This is a genomic window from Borrelia duttonii Ly, from assembly GCF_000019685.1.
Taxonomy (GTDB): domain Bacteria; phylum Spirochaetota; class Spirochaetia; order Borreliales; family Borreliaceae; genus Borrelia; species Borrelia duttonii.
Genome location: NC_011229.1, coordinates 750,672 through 769,928, shown reverse-complemented (window position 1 = coordinate 769,928; position 19,257 = coordinate 750,672). Strand labels below are relative to the sequence as shown.

19 protein-coding genes, 2 tRNA genes and 1 other RNA gene are annotated in these 19,257 nt (G+C 27.6%); 1 reads left to right on the top strand and 21 read right to left on the bottom strand.

Going from position 1 to position 19,257, the window contains the following annotated elements; genetic code table 11:
* Positions 1–65 precede the first annotated feature (65 nt).
* From rodA to BDU_RS03530, 15 genes are all read right to left on the bottom strand, one after another.
* Complete coding sequence (gene rodA, locus BDU_RS03595; RefSeq protein ID WP_012538457.1) at positions 66–1,385, bottom strand: rod shape-determining protein RodA; 1,320 nt, start codon at positions 1,383–1,385, stop codon at positions 66–68.
* Between the two features lie 3 nt (positions 1,386–1,388).
* On the bottom strand, positions 1,389–3,188 hold the full coding sequence (gene mrdA, locus BDU_RS03590) for a penicillin-binding protein 2 (protein ID WP_012538456.1): 1,800 nt from the start codon (positions 3,186–3,188) through the stop codon (positions 1,389–1,391).
* 5 nt (positions 3,189–3,193) lie between these two features.
* Positions 3,194–3,676 carry a hypothetical protein gene (locus BDU_RS03585; protein ID WP_012538455.1) on the bottom strand — a complete coding sequence of 161 codons (483 nt, stop codon included), beginning with the start codon at positions 3,674–3,676 and terminating at the stop codon, positions 3,194–3,196.
* Positions 3,673–4,518 (bottom strand): rod shape-determining protein MreC, encoded by an 846-nt coding sequence (gene mreC, locus BDU_RS03580; protein WP_012538454.1) that lies wholly within the window; start codon positions 4,516–4,518, stop codon positions 3,673–3,675. Before mreC ends, BDU_RS03585 begins: the two co-directional genes overlap by 4 nt.
* A gap of 2 nt (positions 4,519–4,520) precedes the next feature.
* On the bottom strand, positions 4,521–5,570 hold the full coding sequence (locus tag BDU_RS03575; protein WP_012538453.1) for a rod shape-determining protein: 1,050 nt from the start codon (positions 5,568–5,570) through the stop codon (positions 4,521–4,523).
* A gap of 12 nt (positions 5,571–5,582) precedes the next feature.
* Positions 5,583–6,548, bottom strand: a complete 966-nt coding sequence (locus BDU_RS03570; protein ID WP_012538452.1) for a tetratricopeptide repeat protein — start codon at positions 6,546–6,548, stop codon at positions 5,583–5,585.
* A gap of 18 nt (positions 6,549–6,566) precedes the next feature.
* Positions 6,567–6,914, bottom strand: an RNA gene (rnpB, locus tag BDU_RS07450) — RNase P RNA component class A.
* A gap of 28 nt (positions 6,915–6,942) precedes the next feature.
* The gene (locus BDU_RS03565) at positions 6,943–7,701 is read right to left on the bottom strand and encodes a zinc ribbon domain-containing protein (protein ID WP_041177745.1); all 759 of its coding nucleotides are present in this window, start codon (positions 7,699–7,701) and stop codon (positions 6,943–6,945) included.
* 14 nt (positions 7,702–7,715) lie between these two features.
* Positions 7,716–9,608 carry an RNA polymerase sigma factor RpoD gene (gene rpoD, locus BDU_RS03560; protein WP_012538450.1) on the bottom strand — a complete coding sequence of 631 codons (1,893 nt, stop codon included), beginning with the start codon at positions 9,606–9,608 and terminating at the stop codon, positions 7,716–7,718.
* A complete protein-coding gene (gene dnaG, locus BDU_RS03555; RefSeq protein WP_012538449.1) occupies positions 9,601–11,376 on the bottom strand; it encodes a DNA primase in 1,776 nt (591 codons plus the stop codon). The genes rpoD and dnaG overlap by 8 nt, the downstream gene beginning before the upstream one ends.
* A 7-nt stretch (positions 11,377–11,383) precedes the next feature.
* On the bottom strand, positions 11,384–12,424 hold the full coding sequence (gene mltG / locus BDU_RS03550) for an endolytic transglycosylase MltG (RefSeq protein ID WP_038366559.1): 1,041 nt from the start codon (positions 12,422–12,424) through the stop codon (positions 11,384–11,386).
* Between the two features lie 226 nt (positions 12,425–12,650).
* Positions 12,651–12,732: transfer RNA gene (locus BDU_RS03545), tRNA-Tyr, on the bottom strand.
* Between the two features lie 4 nt (positions 12,733–12,736).
* Positions 12,737–12,811: transfer RNA gene (locus tag BDU_RS03540), tRNA-Thr, on the bottom strand.
* A gap of 73 nt (positions 12,812–12,884) precedes the next feature.
* The gene (locus tag BDU_RS03535) at positions 12,885–13,202 is read right to left on the bottom strand and encodes a hypothetical protein (RefSeq protein WP_012538447.1); all 318 of its coding nucleotides are present in this window, start codon (positions 13,200–13,202) and stop codon (positions 12,885–12,887) included.
* Between the two features lie 6 nt (positions 13,203–13,208).
* The gene (locus tag BDU_RS03530) at positions 13,209–14,978 is read right to left on the bottom strand and encodes a hypothetical protein (protein ID WP_012538446.1); all 1,770 of its coding nucleotides are present in this window, start codon (positions 14,976–14,978) and stop codon (positions 13,209–13,211) included.
* A gap of 123 nt (positions 14,979–15,101) precedes the next feature.
* On the opposite strand from BDU_RS03530, the gene BDU_RS03525 reads away from it, so the two are divergent.
* Positions 15,102–16,325, top strand: a complete 1,224-nt coding sequence (locus BDU_RS03525) for a CCA tRNA nucleotidyltransferase (RefSeq protein ID WP_041177792.1) — start codon at positions 15,102–15,104, stop codon at positions 16,323–16,325.
* Here BDU_RS03525 and rnc read toward each other — a convergent pair.
* The 6 genes from rnc to BDU_RS08215 all read right to left on the bottom strand — a co-directional run bounded on the left by rnc (position 16,297) and on the right by BDU_RS08215 (position 18,942).
* A complete protein-coding gene (gene rnc, locus BDU_RS03520) occupies positions 16,297–17,028 on the bottom strand; it encodes a ribonuclease III (protein WP_012538444.1) in 732 nt (243 codons plus the stop codon). The two genes, BDU_RS03525 and rnc, sit on opposite strands and share 29 nt — an antisense overlap.
* A gap of 5 nt (positions 17,029–17,033) precedes the next feature.
* Complete coding sequence (gene acpP / locus BDU_RS03515) at positions 17,034–17,276, bottom strand: acyl carrier protein (RefSeq protein WP_014696523.1); 243 nt, start codon at positions 17,274–17,276, stop codon at positions 17,034–17,036.
* Between the two features lie 22 nt (positions 17,277–17,298).
* Positions 17,299–17,481, bottom strand: coding sequence for a 50S ribosomal protein L32 (gene rpmF / locus BDU_RS03510; RefSeq protein ID WP_012538442.1), 183 nt, complete (start codon positions 17,479–17,481; stop codon positions 17,299–17,301).
* A gap of 51 nt (positions 17,482–17,532) precedes the next feature.
* Positions 17,533–18,030 carry a pantetheine-phosphate adenylyltransferase gene (gene coaD / locus BDU_RS03505; protein ID WP_012538441.1) on the bottom strand — a complete coding sequence of 166 codons (498 nt, stop codon included), beginning with the start codon at positions 18,028–18,030 and terminating at the stop codon, positions 17,533–17,535.
* Positions 18,031–18,032: 2 nt separating this feature from the next.
* Positions 18,033–18,593, bottom strand: coding sequence for a hypothetical protein (locus BDU_RS03500; RefSeq protein ID WP_012538440.1), 561 nt, complete (start codon positions 18,591–18,593; stop codon positions 18,033–18,035).
* Between the two features lie 178 nt (positions 18,594–18,771).
* Positions 18,772–18,942 (bottom strand): hypothetical protein, encoded by a 171-nt coding sequence (locus tag BDU_RS08215; protein ID WP_158298583.1) that lies wholly within the window; start codon positions 18,940–18,942, stop codon positions 18,772–18,774.
* Positions 18,943–19,257: the final 315 nt, after the last annotated feature.

Genomic DNA, 19,257 nt, shown 5'->3' with positions numbered 1-19,257 from the left:
AATACAATATACAAAAAAATTTATTAAAAAAACAGATAAAATAATAAGAAAAGAATATAAATTTATCAGTCCATAGTTACTATAGATTCAATATTAAAGTAAAGAGCCATAGCCAAAAAGAAAGTAATAGTAGATGAACCACCATAAGATAGAAAAGGCAAAGGTATACCTGTAATCGGTAAGAGACCTAAAGACATACCAATATTAAAAGCTGTATGAAAAAATAAAAGACACAATACACCAGCAAGAATTAAAGACATATATCTATCTTTGCTTTTATCCATTATTATTAAAATCCTAAAAAAAATAAGGAAAAATAATATTAAAACAAGACTTACCCCTAAAAAACCAAATTCTTCAGCAAGAATTGAAAAAATAAAATCTGTACTTTGAGACGGAACATAATTTGCATGAGTATAAGGACCTTTTAAAAATCCCTTACCCAAAATACCTCCAGAACCAATGGCAATCTTTACCTGATTTAAATTCCAACCAGCACCTTTAAGATCAATATTTGGATCTAAGAAAACTAAAAATCTCTTAATTTGATAAGGCTTCATAAATTTTGACAGAAATTTAGAACAAAAAGCTGCTATTAACAAAATAGAACTCACAAATGATATATAAAAATAAATAAGCCTAATATTCAAGTTATATTTTGAAATAAAAAAACCTATAACAGAGGATAAAAATATCAAGGCCAATACCAAAAAAGCTACTTTAAAATAAAAATTATTAGAAAAGATTAAATATAATGTATTACCCATATCCGCTTTATATTCATACCAAACAGGCAATACTACAAAAATAAATGATAAAAATCCTGTTAAAGTAAAATATAAAATATAGTGTATATCTACACCAGCAAAGAAAGAAATAAAGATAAACATATTCAAATAAACTATGGCTGTACCAAAATCAGGCTGCAAGAATACAAATAGAATAACAGGTAAAATTATAATAAATGCAAAAACAAAAGCAAAGAAATTATGATATTCATTTTTACTACTATAAAATTTGGCAAGAGTTAAAATAACAATAATTTTCCCAAATTCTGAGGGTTGTCCACCTAATTTCCAAATCCCAATCCAAGATTTAGCTCCATTAACAGTAATACCAAAAACAGCAGTAAAAATCAAAGAAATAACTAATAAAGAATATAAAGGATAAACCATACCATATATGATCTTAAGATCATACCTTCCTACTACAAAAATTACAAAAAACCCACCAATAACCCATATAATCTGTTTAATATACTCTATTTTCATTAAAGAACCATTAGAAGTATAATCACTGGAATATATAAGCAAAATCCCAATAAAAGATATCATTACTAAACTAAATAATGTCAAACTATCATAACTTTTTCTAAAAACAGCCATATTTTACCTGATATACCATGGTTTATATTCTCTAAGAATATCTTCATAACTCTGTTTAGCAAAAATTCCTTGCATCATTAAATCTACAGATTTAGCAGGCCACATACCTGCATTACTTCTTCCCTCAACAAAACTAAAAATAACAATTTGTTTACTCGATACTTCATTATAAGGAGCAAGACCAACAAAAGAACTATTTTCAACCCCAATAACACCCGTTTGTCCTGTACCTGTCTTACCTACAACTTCAACAGCTTTTGTTAAAACCGAATTTTTAGCAGTACCATAAGTTACAACATTTCTCATATATTTTTTCAAAAGTCTAAAAGTACGTTTACTAATAATATTTGTTTTTCTAAGAACTTCAGGAACATTTTCAAGAATGAGTTCATTAGTATTACCATTTAAAATTTTACTAACAATTCTTGGTTTATAAATAACACCTTCATTGGCAATCATAGCTACCATATTTACAATCTGAATAGGAGTAGCATTTAAAAAGCCTTGACCTATTGAAAAATTAACAGTATCACCTCCTACCCAAGGTTGACTGAAAGTTTTCTCTTTCCATTCTGGACTTGGAAGAAGTCCAGAAACTTCATTTGGTAAATCAATCTCTGTTTTTTCCCCAAAACCATATTCTTTTGCATATTTAACTATTCTCTCAACACCAAGATATTTAAGTCCCACCATATAAAAATAAACATTACATGAATGAGCAACAGCATGCTCTAAATCAACATAACCATGCCCAACACGATTCCAACAATGAAACATTCTATTTCCCACCCTAAAATAGCCCTGACAATGAAGTTTTTTATTTTTATCCAAAACTTGTTCTTCTAACAAAGCCGTAGCCATAACCAGTTTAAAAATAGATGCGGGTGGATAAACCGACTGGATTGCTCTATTTAAAAACGAATAATCCTCTCTAGAATGTTTATTATAAACATCATTCATTGAATAATAAGGATAATTATGCAACGCCATAACACCTCCTGTTGAGGGATTTAATACCACTACAGTTCCATATCTCTTACCTAAAGTATTCTTAGCAAGCATCTGAATATCTTTATTAATATTTAAAACAATATTATGACCAGGTATCATATGCTCGATAATAGAACCACTATCTATTTTTCTTTCTCTAGAATCTACTCTATATTTAATTAAACCTTCTTTTCCTCTAATATAACTATCATAAATTTGCTCAACTCCTAATTTTCCTATTGTAGAATTGTTATCATATCCTTTAACATTATAAAAAGCACGTAATTCCCTCTGATTAATCCTACCAACATATCCAATAGGATGAGAATAAGAATCATCTACCAAATAATTCCTTTTAAATGAATATGTCCACAAAAGAGCAGGATAATAACTTCTCTTCTCAGCAATCCTAAATAACATTTCTGGATTAAGTTCAATTATTTCCACATCCTTTAAATACCCTCTAGTAGCCTCAATTTTAGAAAGAATAGGTTCCCTATCAATACCTAAAATATCTGATAAAAAATTTAACATTTCATCTCTATCTTTAACAGACATACTATAATATTGTTCCAAGCTAATCTTTAAAACAAAAACTGTAAGATTATTTGCAAGAACATTAAAATTTGAATCTAAGATCTCTCCTCTTGAAGCACTAACCTTTTCAACTCTAGATAAAAGAACTGTTGCTTCCCTATCATAAAACAAATGTTTTCCAATCTGCATCTTAAATAAAGTAAAAAGGTAAGAAAAAAAAACGAAAGATAGAAGAAACATTCCAAACTTATATCTAATACCCGAAACAAGTTTCATTTTAATTAATATTCCTCCCTAATAGTATAAAAACTCCTTGTGAAATAATTTAAAATTGGATATAAAAAATTTAAAAATACTATATTGATAATAAGATTTAGATCAAATATTGAATAATTAAAACCTTTAAGATCAACAAAATCTGCAAAAATCATTGCTACAAACCAAATAATAAATTTTGAAAAAATAAAAAACATTGTTACACTAAACATACTTTTTGGAACAACTATCTTGATTTTATAGAGCAGATAAAATACTAAAACATAACAAAATACAAAAAAACCAAGTGGCAATCCATTAAAATATTCCATAATAAAACCATGTAAAATACTTGAAATCAAACCTACATTAAAAGCAAAATTTAAAGAATTAAAAATTAAAATAATTAAAAATATATCTACTGAAAAAGAAAAACCTATATCACAATAATATTGAAAAATTTGTCCCAAAAGCACGCTAATAATATAATACAATATAAAAGATATCAATTTTTCATCCTCTCATCACCCTTAATCAAAAACACATATTCTAATTTATCCAAAATTATTATGGGTTCAATTTTAATACTCAAAAGCGAATTATATTCAAGAACATCAAAATGAGTAATTTTACCTATATAAATGCCACCAGGATAATCACTAAAACCAGCCGTAACAACAGAATCCCCAACTTTCAAAAAATTTTCAGCCAATTTATTAACATAATTCATCTCAAGAACCTCACCATATCCCTTACCTTCAACAAGACCTATAAATTTACTATTTTGAATTCTCGCAGAAACAAAATTTTCATAACTGGTTAAAGGTAAGATTCTTGAAGTATTTGCATAAACTTTGACAACTTTGCCAACAAGACCACTAAATCCATCTTGATAAGCAACGGCTATCATATCTTTTTGAACACCATCATTATAACCTTTGTTAATTGCCATTAGAGATGAAATATTTGCATAATTTAGATAAATTATCTCGGCTGAAATAAAATCATTAGAATGTTCCGAATAAAATTCAAGTTGTTCTTTAAGTCTAGAATTTTCTTGTCTTAATACTTGAACATTCTGAATAACTATCTCAAGTTGTTGTATGCGCTTCTTATAAGCTTCTATAGTCTCACCATAATCTTTATATTCATTTATTGCTTTAAAAATACTAGAGACAAAATTAAAAAATTCATACATATTCCTTTGAATATATGAATTTAAAGTAAAAATAAAAAAATCATCTCTTTTCTTCACCCTAGAACCATTTGTGTCATACAACATAAGAATAGTAGCAAATATTAATACAGTTATTACTTTAATAAAATCCCTGAAATTAACAAGAAACTTCATATTTATTCATTAATAAAACTATATATATTTTTACTAATATCTATTCTATTAGCATAATCATAAAATAGACCAGCTCCAACAGCTACAGATAAAAGAGGATTATCCGCAACATAAACTGGAACTCCTGTTTCCTTTGATAAAAGCCTACTAAGTCCTTTAAGAAGAGCCCCACCTCCTGTTAATATAATGCCACGCTCAACAATATCAGTTGCAAGCTCCGGAGGAGTTGCCCCAAGAGTTCTCTTAACCTCATCAACAACGGTACTAATAGGTTCTTGCAAAGACTCTCTTACTTCCATAGAATCAATAATTTGCTTTCTAGGAAGACCCGTAACAGCATCTGTTCCTTTAATATCTATTGTCTCTATTTTCAAATTATGAGTATCTGGATAAACATTACCTATTTTAATTTTTAATTTTTCAGCTGTTTGTTGTCCAATAATAATATTATGAGCATTCCTCATATATTTAATGATACTCTCATCAAATTCATCACCACCTGTTCTAATAGCTCTACTTACAACCATACCACCAAGAGAAATAACTGATATTTCGGTAGTTCCTCCTCCAATATCGCACACCATATGACCTGTTGGCTCAAAAATAGGAATATCAGATCCAATAGCAGCTGCAAGAGATTCTTCAATAACTTTAACCTCACGAGCACCAGCATTCATTGCACTCTCTTTTACAGCTCTTCTCTCAACTTCAGTAATACAAGTTGGAACTCCTATTACCATTCTTGGTTTAAAAAATAATTTTTTTCGAGAAAAAATCTGACCTATAAAATACCGAATCATTTTTTCTGTATTCTCAATATCAGCAATAACACCATCACGAAGTGGTCTTACTGCCTTAATATTCTCTGGTGTTTTCCAAAGCATCTTCTTTGCATTACGACCAACAGCTACCACCCTATTATTCTTATTAACATCAATAGCAACTACCGAAGGTTCACTCATAACTACACCATAATCCTTAATGTAAACCAAAGTATTGCATGTACCAAGATCAATACCAATATCTATCAAAAAAGATTTAAAAAAATTCAAATCAATCTCCCTCTAAAAATCCTCCGGGCTAATTTTAAGCCTTTCCCTTGCTTCTTCTAAATAAGGATTAATGCTTAATGCTTCTCGCCAATATTTTCTAGCCTTAGGATAATCTTTATCTCTTTTTCTATATATGTCTCCTATTTTAACATAAACATTAGGATTTAAACTATTAATTTTCAAGACTTTATCATAGCAATTAAAGGCATCCTCATAAGCACTTCTCTCAAAATAAATATTTCCATAAAGTAAATATACCTTTTGCACTAAATTATCATCTCGCTTATCTCCTTTTAATGATTCATGCTCTTCTTCTAAAAATTTATTTATATATTCAATACTCTTATCAATATCTCCTGCCTTATAATTAACATATGCCAAACTCCAAAGAATAAGATCAGATTTATTTTCTCTATAAGCCTTTTCAAAAAATTTTAAACTAGAATTATAATCTCTTAAGAGTTGATAAGAATACCCCAAATACTCAAAAATATCTTTTTTTACATTTACAAAATCAAAACTACTTGCATATAAAGCCTTATTTAAATATTTAACAGAAAGATCACTATAATACTCACCCTTATGAGAATAAGCTTTTCCCAAAATATAATAAAGTGAACTCATAGGAACATCATCATTAATAGACATTAAAAACCTCAATCTTTCTATTGCATTATCCAAAAATTGATTTTTTAAATAACTATCATTTAACATTAAAGAATAATAAAAATATGAAAATCCAAGAAGTAAATTTAGATTAAAATCAAATTTATTTTCTTTAATACCATTCTCAGCATAATCTATTATTTCTTTGTACTCCTTATTCTCCCACAAAACAAGCAAATTTACCTCGGTAGGACCTGCTTTTAAATAAGAATTAGAAAAAGCTTTTAAATAAGATAAAATAAAAAAAAGAAAGAATACAAGTGATAAACTTATAACAAAATAAAAAATAAATTTCAAATAATTGATTCCCATAAAGATTCTCTAAAAAATTTAAGTTGATATCCATAAGCCGAGTTCTGTATTATGTCATCATCTATCTTGTTTTTCCATCACTGAAAAAATCATGCAATCTACCCACAAGCATACCCTCAAGAGCTAAGGAAGCTTGTTTACTTGATTTTGCTCCTAATGAGGTTTGTCTTGACCTTATTTATCACTAAATAAGCGGTGAGCTCTTACCTCACCTTTTCACCCTTACCCTAAGGCGGTAATTTTCTGTGACACTATCTTAAGTCTTTCAACTCCTAGGCATTACCTAGCATTATGCTCTTATTGGAGCTCGGACTTTCCTCTCAAGATACTGAAATACAGTATGTTAAGCGATGACTGGATATCAACTTCAAATACACACATAAATTTTAAAATATTATTCTATAAGATCTGCTAAACCACCAGGAACCATCCCCAACCCAACTTCAAATTTATCCTGATAATAAAGTATTCTACTACAATAAGGACAAAACTTAATATCATCTGGTTCACGCCTCACCTTATTTGCAAATTCCACAGGAAGTATCATATGACAACCCTTACAAACACTGTCAATTAAAGGTACAACTCCATTGGATTTATTGCGAATAATTCTTTGAAATTTAAATAAAAAGTCCTCATCCATACGAGAAGAATATTTTTCTTCTTCACTTTTTATAGAATCAAGTTTTTTGACAATTTCTAAAAGTTCATTTTCAAGATCATTACTCTCAACAGCATAAATATTTTGCTCAATCTCAAGTTTACTCTTAACATCGGCTATTTCCCTGTCTACTTTAGTCTTAAGCCCAGTAATATGTGTCATCTTCTTTCTAATAGCAACTTCATCATCAATAATGGTTTGCAATTCTTTTTCAAGAGCCTCATACTCCCTTTGAGTCTTAATACTATCAATTTTCTCTTCAGCCTTGCTCTTTCTTACATTAATATCTTGAATATCTAATTTCAAAGATGCATCTTCTTTTTGATATTCCTTAAATCGTAATTGCAATTCGGCAAAAGTCTCAACAAGTCCATCAATTTGAACTTTTTTAGTTTGCAAATATTTAGGAATATTCCTTTGGCGTTCTTCAAGTTCAAATTTAGACTTATATATACCTTCAAGATTTCTCAATATATCAATATTACTCTCCACGAAGACCTCCTTATTCAATTTAAATCTTCCAAATAATCTTTAAGTTTCTGGGTTTTTTTTGGATTCTTAAGTCTCCTCAAGGCTTTAGACTCAATTTGTCTAATTCTCTCTCTTGTAACATTAAAATGTAATCCCACTTCTTCAAGAGTTAAAGAATATCCATCCTCAAGACCAAATCTCATCTTAACAACTTCTTGTTCTCTCTCTGGCAAAGTTCCAAGAACTGCCCTTATTTGATCCTGTAATACAACAAAAGATGTATGCTTTGCTGGATTTTTAATCGCCTTATCTTCAATAAAATCACTAAGCACAGAATCCTCTTCTTCTCCAATTGGTGTTTCAAGTGAAACAGGTTCTCTTGAAACATTCTTTACGGTTTTTACTTTTTTGAGATCCCAACCAAGCCTAATTGATAACTCTTCATCTGTTGGATCTTTACCTAAAACCTGAACTAAATATCTTGTTTCCCTATTAAGTCTATTTATCTGTTCAATCATATGTACAGGTACACGAATGGTACGTGCCTGATCTGATATTGATCTTGTTATTGCCTGACGAATCCACCATGTAGCATAAGTAGAAAACTTAAATCCCCTTTTATACTCAAATTTTTCAACCGCTTTAATTAGACCAATATTACCCTCTTGAACAAGATCAAAGAAATGTAAACCTCTATTAGCATATTTTTTAGCAATACTTACAACAAGTCTCAAATTAGCTTTAATTAATTGATCCTTTGCATGTTGCATCATTTGTTTACCCTTAAGGATCTCTTCTGACATACTTATTATCTTATCCATTGGATATTCATAATACATCTCAATCCGCTCAAGTTCTTTTTGAGCAAGTTGAGCTTCTGTAATTTGTTCCTTAATTAAATCTTCCCTAATATTTAAAGATTTTTCTATTCTCTCTCTCTTCTCAGGAATAGCCAAATCCCTGCCAAGAATTCTAAGATTTCGCACCTTATCTATTTTCAATCTATCCAGTATAGATTTTTGTTGCCTCTTTAAATCTTTTATCTTGCTAGCAGAATCAATATAATCATCTGAAAACAGACGTAATTCCTCCTGATATAAAGGAATCGACTTAAGAAGCTCTTTTATCTGTAATCTCTCATTAGTAATACTCTCTTCAAAAATATCCTCACCAAGTTCATATAATCTATGCTTTCTCTCAACATACTTGACTAAACGATCCTGGAATGGCTTTAACAAAGATTTGTAAAATGAAGTAATTCTTTTTTTTTTGTTATAATAATCAAAATTATTATCTTTTTCCCTTTCTCTATCTTTTTTAAAAAATTCCTCTTTGTCAACTCTTGAATAAATAGCATTAACCAAATTATAATAATTCTCTATAACTAATCCCTCGTTCTTAAGAATATTTTCAATTATACTCTCCCCAGAATCCATTTGTTTTGCAAGTTCTACTTCTTGATTTCCAGTTAATAAAAACTCTTTTCCTATTTCTTTTAAATAAAGTCTTATTGGATCCTCAGAATTACTATCTTTTAATAAACCACTTTTAATGTATCCTGAATTATAATCTTCTTTGTCTAAAACTTCATCATCAAAATCATCCAATTTATCATCAAGCTCATCATCAACCTGAATAGCATCATCTAACATCATACATTGACTATCAAGCTTACTTGCCTCATCAAGTTCATCAACATCACAAATATCTGACCCTATTTTTTCATTAATCAAACCTATCCCCTCATTTTCAAGAATTCCATAAATACAATCAATATTATCAGGCTCTAACATATCTCCTGATAAAAAAGTTGATAGGTCCTCAAAAGTAATTTCCTTTTTATCTCCCAAATAATTTAAAATAGTCTTTATTAATTTTGAATTTTTTTTCTTAAAAGCCTGCAAGTCTTTATTATCTACACTATTCATTTAAATATATCCTCAGATTTTCTCTTTGCATATTTAAAAACATCAATTCTCTTATCTGGGCTTTAGCATCTATCGAAACATAATTTTTGATCATCTCTTTAAATGCCAAAATTCTATTTTCTACTTTTCTCTTTTTAATTGCAAACAAAATTTGCTTAACCATCTCATCATCCACTTCAAACTCTACTCGTAACATATTTTCAAAAAAAATTTCACTAATACTACCATATTTATTTTTTAATAATTCTTTTAAATTAAACAATGAAAAACTCTTATTATTATCAAACAAATTTTCAAAACATACAAAAATTTTTTTTACATCAATATCATACAAGTCACTATCATTAATATTACGCCTTATTATAGTAAAATAATTAAAGTCTTTCAATAAGGCAACCAATAAATATCTCTCATAGGTATTTACCTCATAAGAACATGCATTCTTCTTATAGCTAGCAATTGCTTTCTTTTCTCTCATACTATAATAATCTTTTCTTAAAGTTTCCAATTTAACACCCAATTTACTCTCAAGTTTTGACAATAGAAGATCTCTTTGTGTATTAGTACTTGATAGACCTATCAAATTTATAAACAAATTAACCATACTGTTTAAATCTGTAGTTTTATTTAAATCATATTTTAGAGAATATTTTTCTAAAAGATATTCAAAAGCATCACAGCTATCATTAACCATATTACTTAAAACAGAAACACCCTTATTCTTTAAAACATCTGCAGGATCAACTCCATATTTCATCCTAATTACACTTACATCAATATTAAAAGGCAAACAAATTTGATATGCTTTAAAAGTAGCTACAAGTCCAGCCATGTCATCATCAAAACATATTAGTATTTTATCGGCATATCTCTTAATTAAAGCAAGATGTTGTGTTGAAAAAGAAGTACCAAGTGTAGAAACGGCTATCTTGATATCCGCTGTAAAGAATGCAAGAACATCGATATATCCTTCCGTTAAAATGATAGATCTAGTTTCCTTAATCATAGAAAGGCCTTCATAAAACCCATAAAGTAACTCTCTTTTTTTAAAAACTCTTGTTTCACTTAAATTAATATATTTAGAGCCATTATTTTTACCTAAAATTCTACCTCCAAATCCTACCACATTTCCTTTAAAGTCTTTAATTGGAAAGATTAATCTTCCAGACAAAATTGAAAACTTTTCCCTTCGACTAGCAAACAAACCACTCTTACTTAAAATACTACTAGAATATCCTTTTGAGACTAAAAAATCATAAAAACTTGACTTACCTACAACATCACATAATAAATAACCAATATTAAACAAATCAACAATCTCTCTTGATATTCTCCTCTCTTGCAAAATATAACTCAAAATTTTTTGATTATTATTTAAAAAAAATACAAAAACTTTAATTAACTTAGCATTTAAATTATATATCTCTGAAATTAATGTCTTATCATGAATTTTACGTTTAATTCCCATACTTCTTGTAGCACTATCATATTCAATTCCTATTTTAGTGCACAAAGAATCAACAGCATCATTATAATTAAGTTTTTCAATATCCATTAAAAATTTAACAACATCTCCCCCTTTTTTGCATCCAAAACAATAAAAAAGTCCTTGAGAAGGGGTTATAGTAAAAGAAGGTGTTCTCTCAGCATGAAAAGGACAAAGACCTTTATAAAAAGCTCCTGATTTAACCAACGAAACATGTTCACTTATTATATTAACAATATCTACTCTTTGTTTAATTAAATCTATGATTTTAGCATATTCCATATTGTATTTAATCCTTAGTAATAAAACTACGAATATAACTATTTGCAGCTAAAAGGTGATCACTATAAACCGAAGAAAACTTATGTGTCCCGACTTTAGGATCTTTTATAACAAAAAACAAATAATTTGTATTATCTGGGAAAAAGGCTGCTGTTAAAGATACAATTCCAGCATTAGCAATTGGTCCTGGAGGATAACCTTTATTAATATAAGTATTATATTGAGAATTAATCTCTAAATCTGAAAAATAAATTCTTGTGGGATGAGGCTTATTTAACTCTTCAGTAATAATATACTCAATTGTAGCACAAGATTGCAATGCCATATTAGATTTTATTCTATTATAAAAAACAGATGCCATTATTGGTGCTTCATTTTTAACTCTATATTCACGTTCAACAATAGACGCAATAATAACTTTATCATAAAGATCCTTACTAGAATACGATTTATAATCTATACCAATAGAATAAAGTTTGTTAAAAAAGTTGCTCACAAAAACTCTAATTATTTCTTTCATATCCATACCTTTATAAAACTTATAAGTATCTGGAAATAAAAATCCCTCAACAGAATCATACTCAAGTCCAAGTTCATTAACAAAGTTAACATCATTGATTAAATCAATAAAACTTTGTACATTGCTAATAATACCTGATTCATTCAATTTTAAAGCTATTCTTCTACCAGTATACCCTTCAGGTATAGTAATATTAATAGGAAGTATAGGTCTTCCTTTTAAAAACTCTTTATAAACATCAAAAGTCGAACAATAACCATTAATCAAATACTTGCCTTCTCTAAAGTTTTTATCACTACCAAAAAAATAAGAAATTGCTATCAATAATTTAGCAGATCTAATTAAATCTTTTCTCTTAAGCTCCCAAGCAATTTTTTTAACCCCCCATCCCTTTTGAATTTCAAATTCATATACCAAATCAGATTTAAGAGGAGAAGAATTTAAAAAATATAAGAAAGATAAAAAAATGAATAATAAAAGCAAAAACACAAAAAGGGAAATAAAAATCTTTTTTATTACCATAAGAATACAAAATCTCTTTTAAAAGAAGAAAATCACGTCTACATACCTTCAACTAAAGAATAAACAAAAAACACATTATCCCTACAAAATATAATCTATAAATATTAAATTAATTTTACTACAATGAATATCAAAATACTTTAAGATGCATTAACCTTAACATTAAAGCTATACTCTAAATGATAAAACAAGACCTCCCAAAACATTTAGACAAACTATATAACCTTTAAAGTGGGGAGGGTGGGATTCGAACCCACGTAGGCAAAGCCAACAGATTTACAGTCTGCCCCGGTTAACCACTTCGGTACCGCCCCATAAAGCCGACTGTCGGATTCGAACCGACGGCCAGCGGTTTACAAGACCGCTGCTCTGGCCTGACTGAGCTAAGTCGGCATAATAAAGCTAATGGTTAGTTTATAAAAATAAAATACATTAGTCAATAGTAAATTTAAAATAAATCAACTACCTAATCAAGAAAAACTTTTATAAAAAAAGAACAAAAACAAATAACAAAACTCAAAATCAAAATAACACAATGTTTAAATTTTCGTCCTCTAAAAACATAAAAAAATATCGCTCTAGTAATCTCAAGACCAAAAGAAACAGAACTTAATACAATTGTAAACTCAAGAGAAAATTTTTGAAAAGAATGCATAAAAATATTATAAGCACCGGCTAAAAACATAAAAAAACTAAGTATAGAATTAAGAAATAAAACTATTACCAAAACCCTAATAAGAAGTGAAGATAATTTTATCAAATCATTTGATTTATAGTTTTTCATAATAAACTATAAATTTTCAAGCACAAAAAGAGCTTGCTTAACGATAAGCAACATATTATTAATAACATAACTTAAACTGATTTTAACATTATCTTCTGTTGATAATTTATTAAACATATTAAGAGCACTTTGTATAAAAGCATTATTATTATCCAAAAGAGCAATATATTTTTCCCTAAGATCAACAAAACAAGATATAAACTTAAATACTAACCTTTTAATTGTTTCAACCTCCTTTAAGCACCATTCTAAAGTTTTATCTCTATAAGAATCATCACTGCTATAATCTTCGCTATTATAATTTTCATACTCTCCATTTCGATAATTAAGCTCAAAATATAAATCATAAATTTCTTTTCTCAATATATTGATATCTCTCTCAAGCTTAATATACAAACTCCTTAAATCAGTATTATGAGCAAGTACTACATTGTTTACAGTTTTAAGAACTTCCATCATTCTCACATCATAAATACATTTGAAAAATTCATTCATAAAGTAAAGTTTCTTAAAAACTGAATAGTCAAGATCTAATCCTTTAAAAATTATCTTATCTAAATTCATAATGACATTATAATTTTTAATTAAACTTTTAAGTTCCTTAGTTGCCATAGATGTAACGGATTTAGAATAATTCTCAACAAGTTGTTCACTAACATTTAAAAATAAAATATTTTCATAAAAACTTCGAACATCAAAACAAGGAACATATTTTTTTGGTGTTAACACTGGATTTTCATAATAAATTTTAAAAACATCTAAATAAGGCAAGGTTTTTGACAAATTAATAAGTTTTATAATAATACCCAACATATTTTTAAAAATAGAATCGACATCCAAAAGGTTCTCTTCATTTAAAATCCCATTTTCATTTGATTTTACTATCAAAAAATAATTTTTAATAATAATTTTTAACACCTCTTCATTTATTACAACATCTCTTAACGTATGCACAATCTCACAAAAACATTTAAAATATTTATCAACACTCTCAAAGCTAGTACTAATTGTCCCATCAAGATCAGCAATATCAAAATTATCCTTATCATCTAAAAGTTCAATATCAAAGAAAGAAAAAAAAGATTTATAAGGAAAAAATGCAACACTATTTAAAATATAAAAAAATTCAAACATCTCTTCTACAACCACATAAATTTGCGAAGGTATTGAACTAATATAATTATTAATCTTTATCTTAATAATCTCGTCTAACTCTTTTTGACTCTTATCTTTTTTTACAAATTGCTCATATTCTTCAGGTTCTAAAAAATCTTCCATCTTGCTTTTAGAGTTAGGTATTTTACCTTGAATAATCTCAAACATCGCCTGTTCCACAATATTATCTGACTCTAACATCCTAAAATATCCTTTAAGTTTTACCAAATGACAATAAAACTCAAAAAACATTTCTACAAAACCTACCCGTAAATAACCTTTTCTAAAATCTATCACAGAATTCTTGTACATATTATTCACACGCCTTTCTAGGTTTTTAAGAAGATATATTTTATAAACATCTTCTTTGGTTCGATCTCTCTGAAAAAAACTTAAGATATATATCCATATTCTTATCCAAAAAGATTCTTCCATAAATTTTTTAGAGAGAAAATCATCAACCTGAACAGCAGAATCTGAATCTAAATAATTAGAACTATTCAAAGATAATACCGAAGAATTTAAACTTAAATTTTTTTTAATTTCTCTTATCAATTTAGCCCTTGAATCTCTTGAAAGTTTATCAATAGAATCATATACACTAACATTACTCTTGTCCATAAAACCCCATTTATAAATATTTAATATAAATCGAACAAATATTATTTTATGATATTTAAGAATAAACTAAAACCTTATCTTAACCTTAGAAAAAATAGTATTTCAACTATAATATATTTCTATATGAATCTAGGTAATAACACTAAAGATATAATAAAAATTAGTCAAATCTTTAATAACCATAACTATGAATTTTTCCTAGTAGGAGGCGCATTAAGAGACTTACTTCTTAAAAAGATACCTTATGATTTTGATTTTACAACAAATGCAACTCCAAAAGAAATAATGAAATTATTTCCAAAAAATATACAAACAGGAATAAAACATGGAACAATAAGTATAATCTTTAATAAAAAAATTTTTGAAATCACAACTTATAGAATAGACATAGATTATGAAAACAAACGCTCTCCTAAACAAATAAAATTTACAAAAAATTTAAAGGAAGACTTAAAAAGACGGGACTTCACAATAAATGCAATCGCAATGCATACACTTAACTTCGAAATAATAGATTACTACAATGGACAACAAGATCTTAATAAAAAAATAATAAAATGCATAGGAAATCCAAATAAACGATTTGAAGAAGATGCTCTTAGAATTCTTAGAGCTGCAAGATTTGCATCCACACTGAATTTCACAATTGATAAGAATACATTAATTTCCATGAAATACAAAAAAAACAATATTTTATTTCTATCAAAAGAAAGAATCAATAATGAATTTATTAAACTTTTAGAGGGAGAAAATCCAACAAAGGGAATCAAATATTTACAAAAAATAAATTTTTTTAAATACTTTTTTAACATAGAAATAAACAAAAAATTAATAAAAAAAATTACTCTTTTAAATAAAAATAAATTTTATTTAAAAGCAATAGTTATTTTTACTATAAAACAAGACATATCAAATTTAAAACAAAACTTAAAATTACTCAAGTTTTCAAACAAAGACATTAAACTAATATTATTATATAAAACAACTATCAACGCAATTCATAAATTAAATCCAAAAAAATTACATCATATTAGAATTTTTTTAAGCAAAACTACCAGAGAAAATTATAAAGAAACACTTGATATATATAAAGCCCTTAAAGGAAAAAACAACAAGTTTAAATTTATAACAAACAAGATTAAAAATAATAAGCTGTTAAGAGATCCATTATCTTTAAAAGAATTGCAAATAAATGGCAACGATGTTCAAAAGTTCCAATTAAGAACCCACAAAAACACTGGTATAATTCTCAATCATCTACTTAATGAAGTACTAATAGAGCCTAAATTAAATAAGAAAGAAATTTTGCTTCAAAAGATTAAAGATCAATATTCACAATATTTTTAAGTGCCATTTCAGCTGCTATCATCTCAGCCTCTTTTTTAGACTTTCCTTTGCCATTAGATACAAATTTATCATTAACATAAAGTTCAACACAAAAAATCTTATTATGATCAGGACCTAATTCTTTAGCCAATTTATAACTTGGTGAAATTTTATATTTTTTTTGAACATATTCTTGCAATAAACTTTTATAATCTTTAAAATCACCACGATTAAACATTAACCTTATATGTACTTCAAAAAGTTCTACCACAAAAGTAGAGGCTTTTGAAAAGCCCCCATCAAGATAAAGTGCACCTACAAAAGCTTCAATAGCATCTGCAAGAATGCCTTTCTTATTACGTCCATCATTATTTTCTTCACCTCTACCAAGCAAAATATAATTACCAAGATTAAGTTCTCGAGCAATACTAGAAAGAGAATCTTCACTAACAATATAAGACCTAGCTTTACTAAGCTCACCTTCACTCTTATCAGGATAAAATTTATACAAATAATCTGTAATAATAAGATTAAGAACAGAATCTCCCAAAAATTCCAATCTCTCATTATTAGCATATTTCTGATCAAATTCATTTGCATATGATGAATGACTTAAAGACATATTTAACAAATAAATGTCATTAAAATCAATATGCAGACCCATTAAAAACTCATTTAACTTTTGTTTTCGATCCACATCCAACTTCACTACTGAAGAACCCATTATAGTTAACCCTTCTTCTTTTCAATAAAAGCAACAACATCACCTATAGTCTCAAACTCGCTAGCTTCATTTTCTGGAATTTTATCATCAAATGCTTCTTCAAGTAAATATAAAAGCTCATAAATATCTAGACTGTCTGCACCAAGATCTTCAACAAACCTAGATTCCATAGTAATCTCATCTTCTTTCTTGTCAAGCTGCTCGGATATAATAGACCTAACCTTTTTAAAAATCTCATTTTGATCCATAAACAAACATTCCTCGTTCAAACTATAATCCTAATTCTAAGTATTGACTATTTCGATAATAACCACACTTTGCACATATTCTATGCCTTATTGCCAGGTTACCGCAATTTGAACATTCCTGAAATTGAGGAATTTTTTTCCTCATATTTATACTGCGCCTCGTCCTACTTCTAGACTTTGAAGGCTTAAATTTTGGAACAGCCATATCTTTGTCTCCTTAAACATCAACAAACGTATCTTAATAATATATATATTATCAAGATAATTTGTCAATAAATTTAGATTTCAACTTTTTTTGTACCAACTCTGGAATAAAATTTGAAAGATTAAAATTTTTATTTTTTATCAATTCCTTAACAAGATCTGATCTTACAAATAAATATTTATCACTACTTGGTAAAAATACTGTATCTATTGAAGAATTCAGCTTATTGTTAACAACATATCTCTCAAATTCAAATTCAAAATCATGAAACGCTCTAACACCTCTTACAATAAAACCAATATTATTCTTCAAAGCATAATCTAAAATAACTCCATCATATTTATCCACAAAAATTTTTGTCCATCCTAAAGACATAATAACCTCAAAAGTAAGTTCATATCTCTCAATATCACTAAGCAAATAACTCTTATTACTATTATTAGCAACAAGAACAATTACTTTATCAAAAATTAACGAAGCTCTTTTTACTAAATCAATATGTCCCCATGTAATAGGATCAAATGAACCAGGAAATAATGCTGCTCTCATAACTAATATAATTTAAATCCTTTATTCATATCATTAAGAATTTTTTGTCGCCAATCAGGACGACTCTCTAAATTTTCAAAATTAATCTCCTTAACAATTTTAAAAGACAAATTATTTCCCCTAACAGACCTATCAACAACAAAAAATTTGCCAACACCCTTATATACCAAACTTTCATTTTTTAAAAGCTGACTTTCAGATTTTAACCTATCAATAGCACAATCAAAATGTATAGGCTTATCTTCTCCATCAAACTTCATGGACATACAAGAAAGAATATCTTTAATTTGCTTTTCACAAATAGGACATATTTTTTTAAATTTTATGCACGATCTTTGATATTTTCCCAATCCTTTTTGTCTATTACCTTTATAATTTTTATGTCCATTAGAATTAACACCCACAGATTTATTATTGTTAGCACCATTACTTAAAACAGAAGAACTTTGTTTCTTAAGTTCAGATCGTGCTTTCCTAATTTTCCAATAAGGAAATTTACTTCCTCTCTCTAAATCATTCCCACTGGACTTACTCCTACCCATCCTCAATATTAACTCCTTCAATTAATGTCAAACAAACGAGTAATATTTCTCTTTAAGAACATCAAACAAATATTCCAAATGATGCTCATCATTAAAACTATATAATTCAATGCTATATTTAGCATACTTATCAATTTTTTTCTAGTAACAAAATAATTTAATATTAAAGTATTGTATTAAATCTTAATTTGCCTATTATTCATAACTTAACACTCTTCAATGAATAAACAAAAGATAAAACCTGTTCTATTATTTTAAAATAATCAAAATCAATAAAATTATCCCCCATTAACCAACCTGTAAACTTCGCATCATATTTAATCAATAAAAAACTATTTTTTATATTTATACCTCCTAAAATTAATGACATTTTACAATCATTACTCCACAATCACAATTTTTTAAATTATTAAACGGAATTCAATATATCTTATCAGCTTCCATCATAACAAACAAGAGAGCCCTGAAATCTCTTATAATATCATTTCAACCAAAATCTAAATATATTTTTACATTTAAAGCTAGAGCAAAATTTATTAAACTCACAAATTATTTTCTCTTGTTTATAAAAAATAAACAAAACTTAATTTAAAATGGACTTTAATCTTTACACTATAAAAAGATAAAAATAAAAAAATCATCTTTTTTAATCGAAAAGAAATAGAAATAATAAAATTACCTTTTT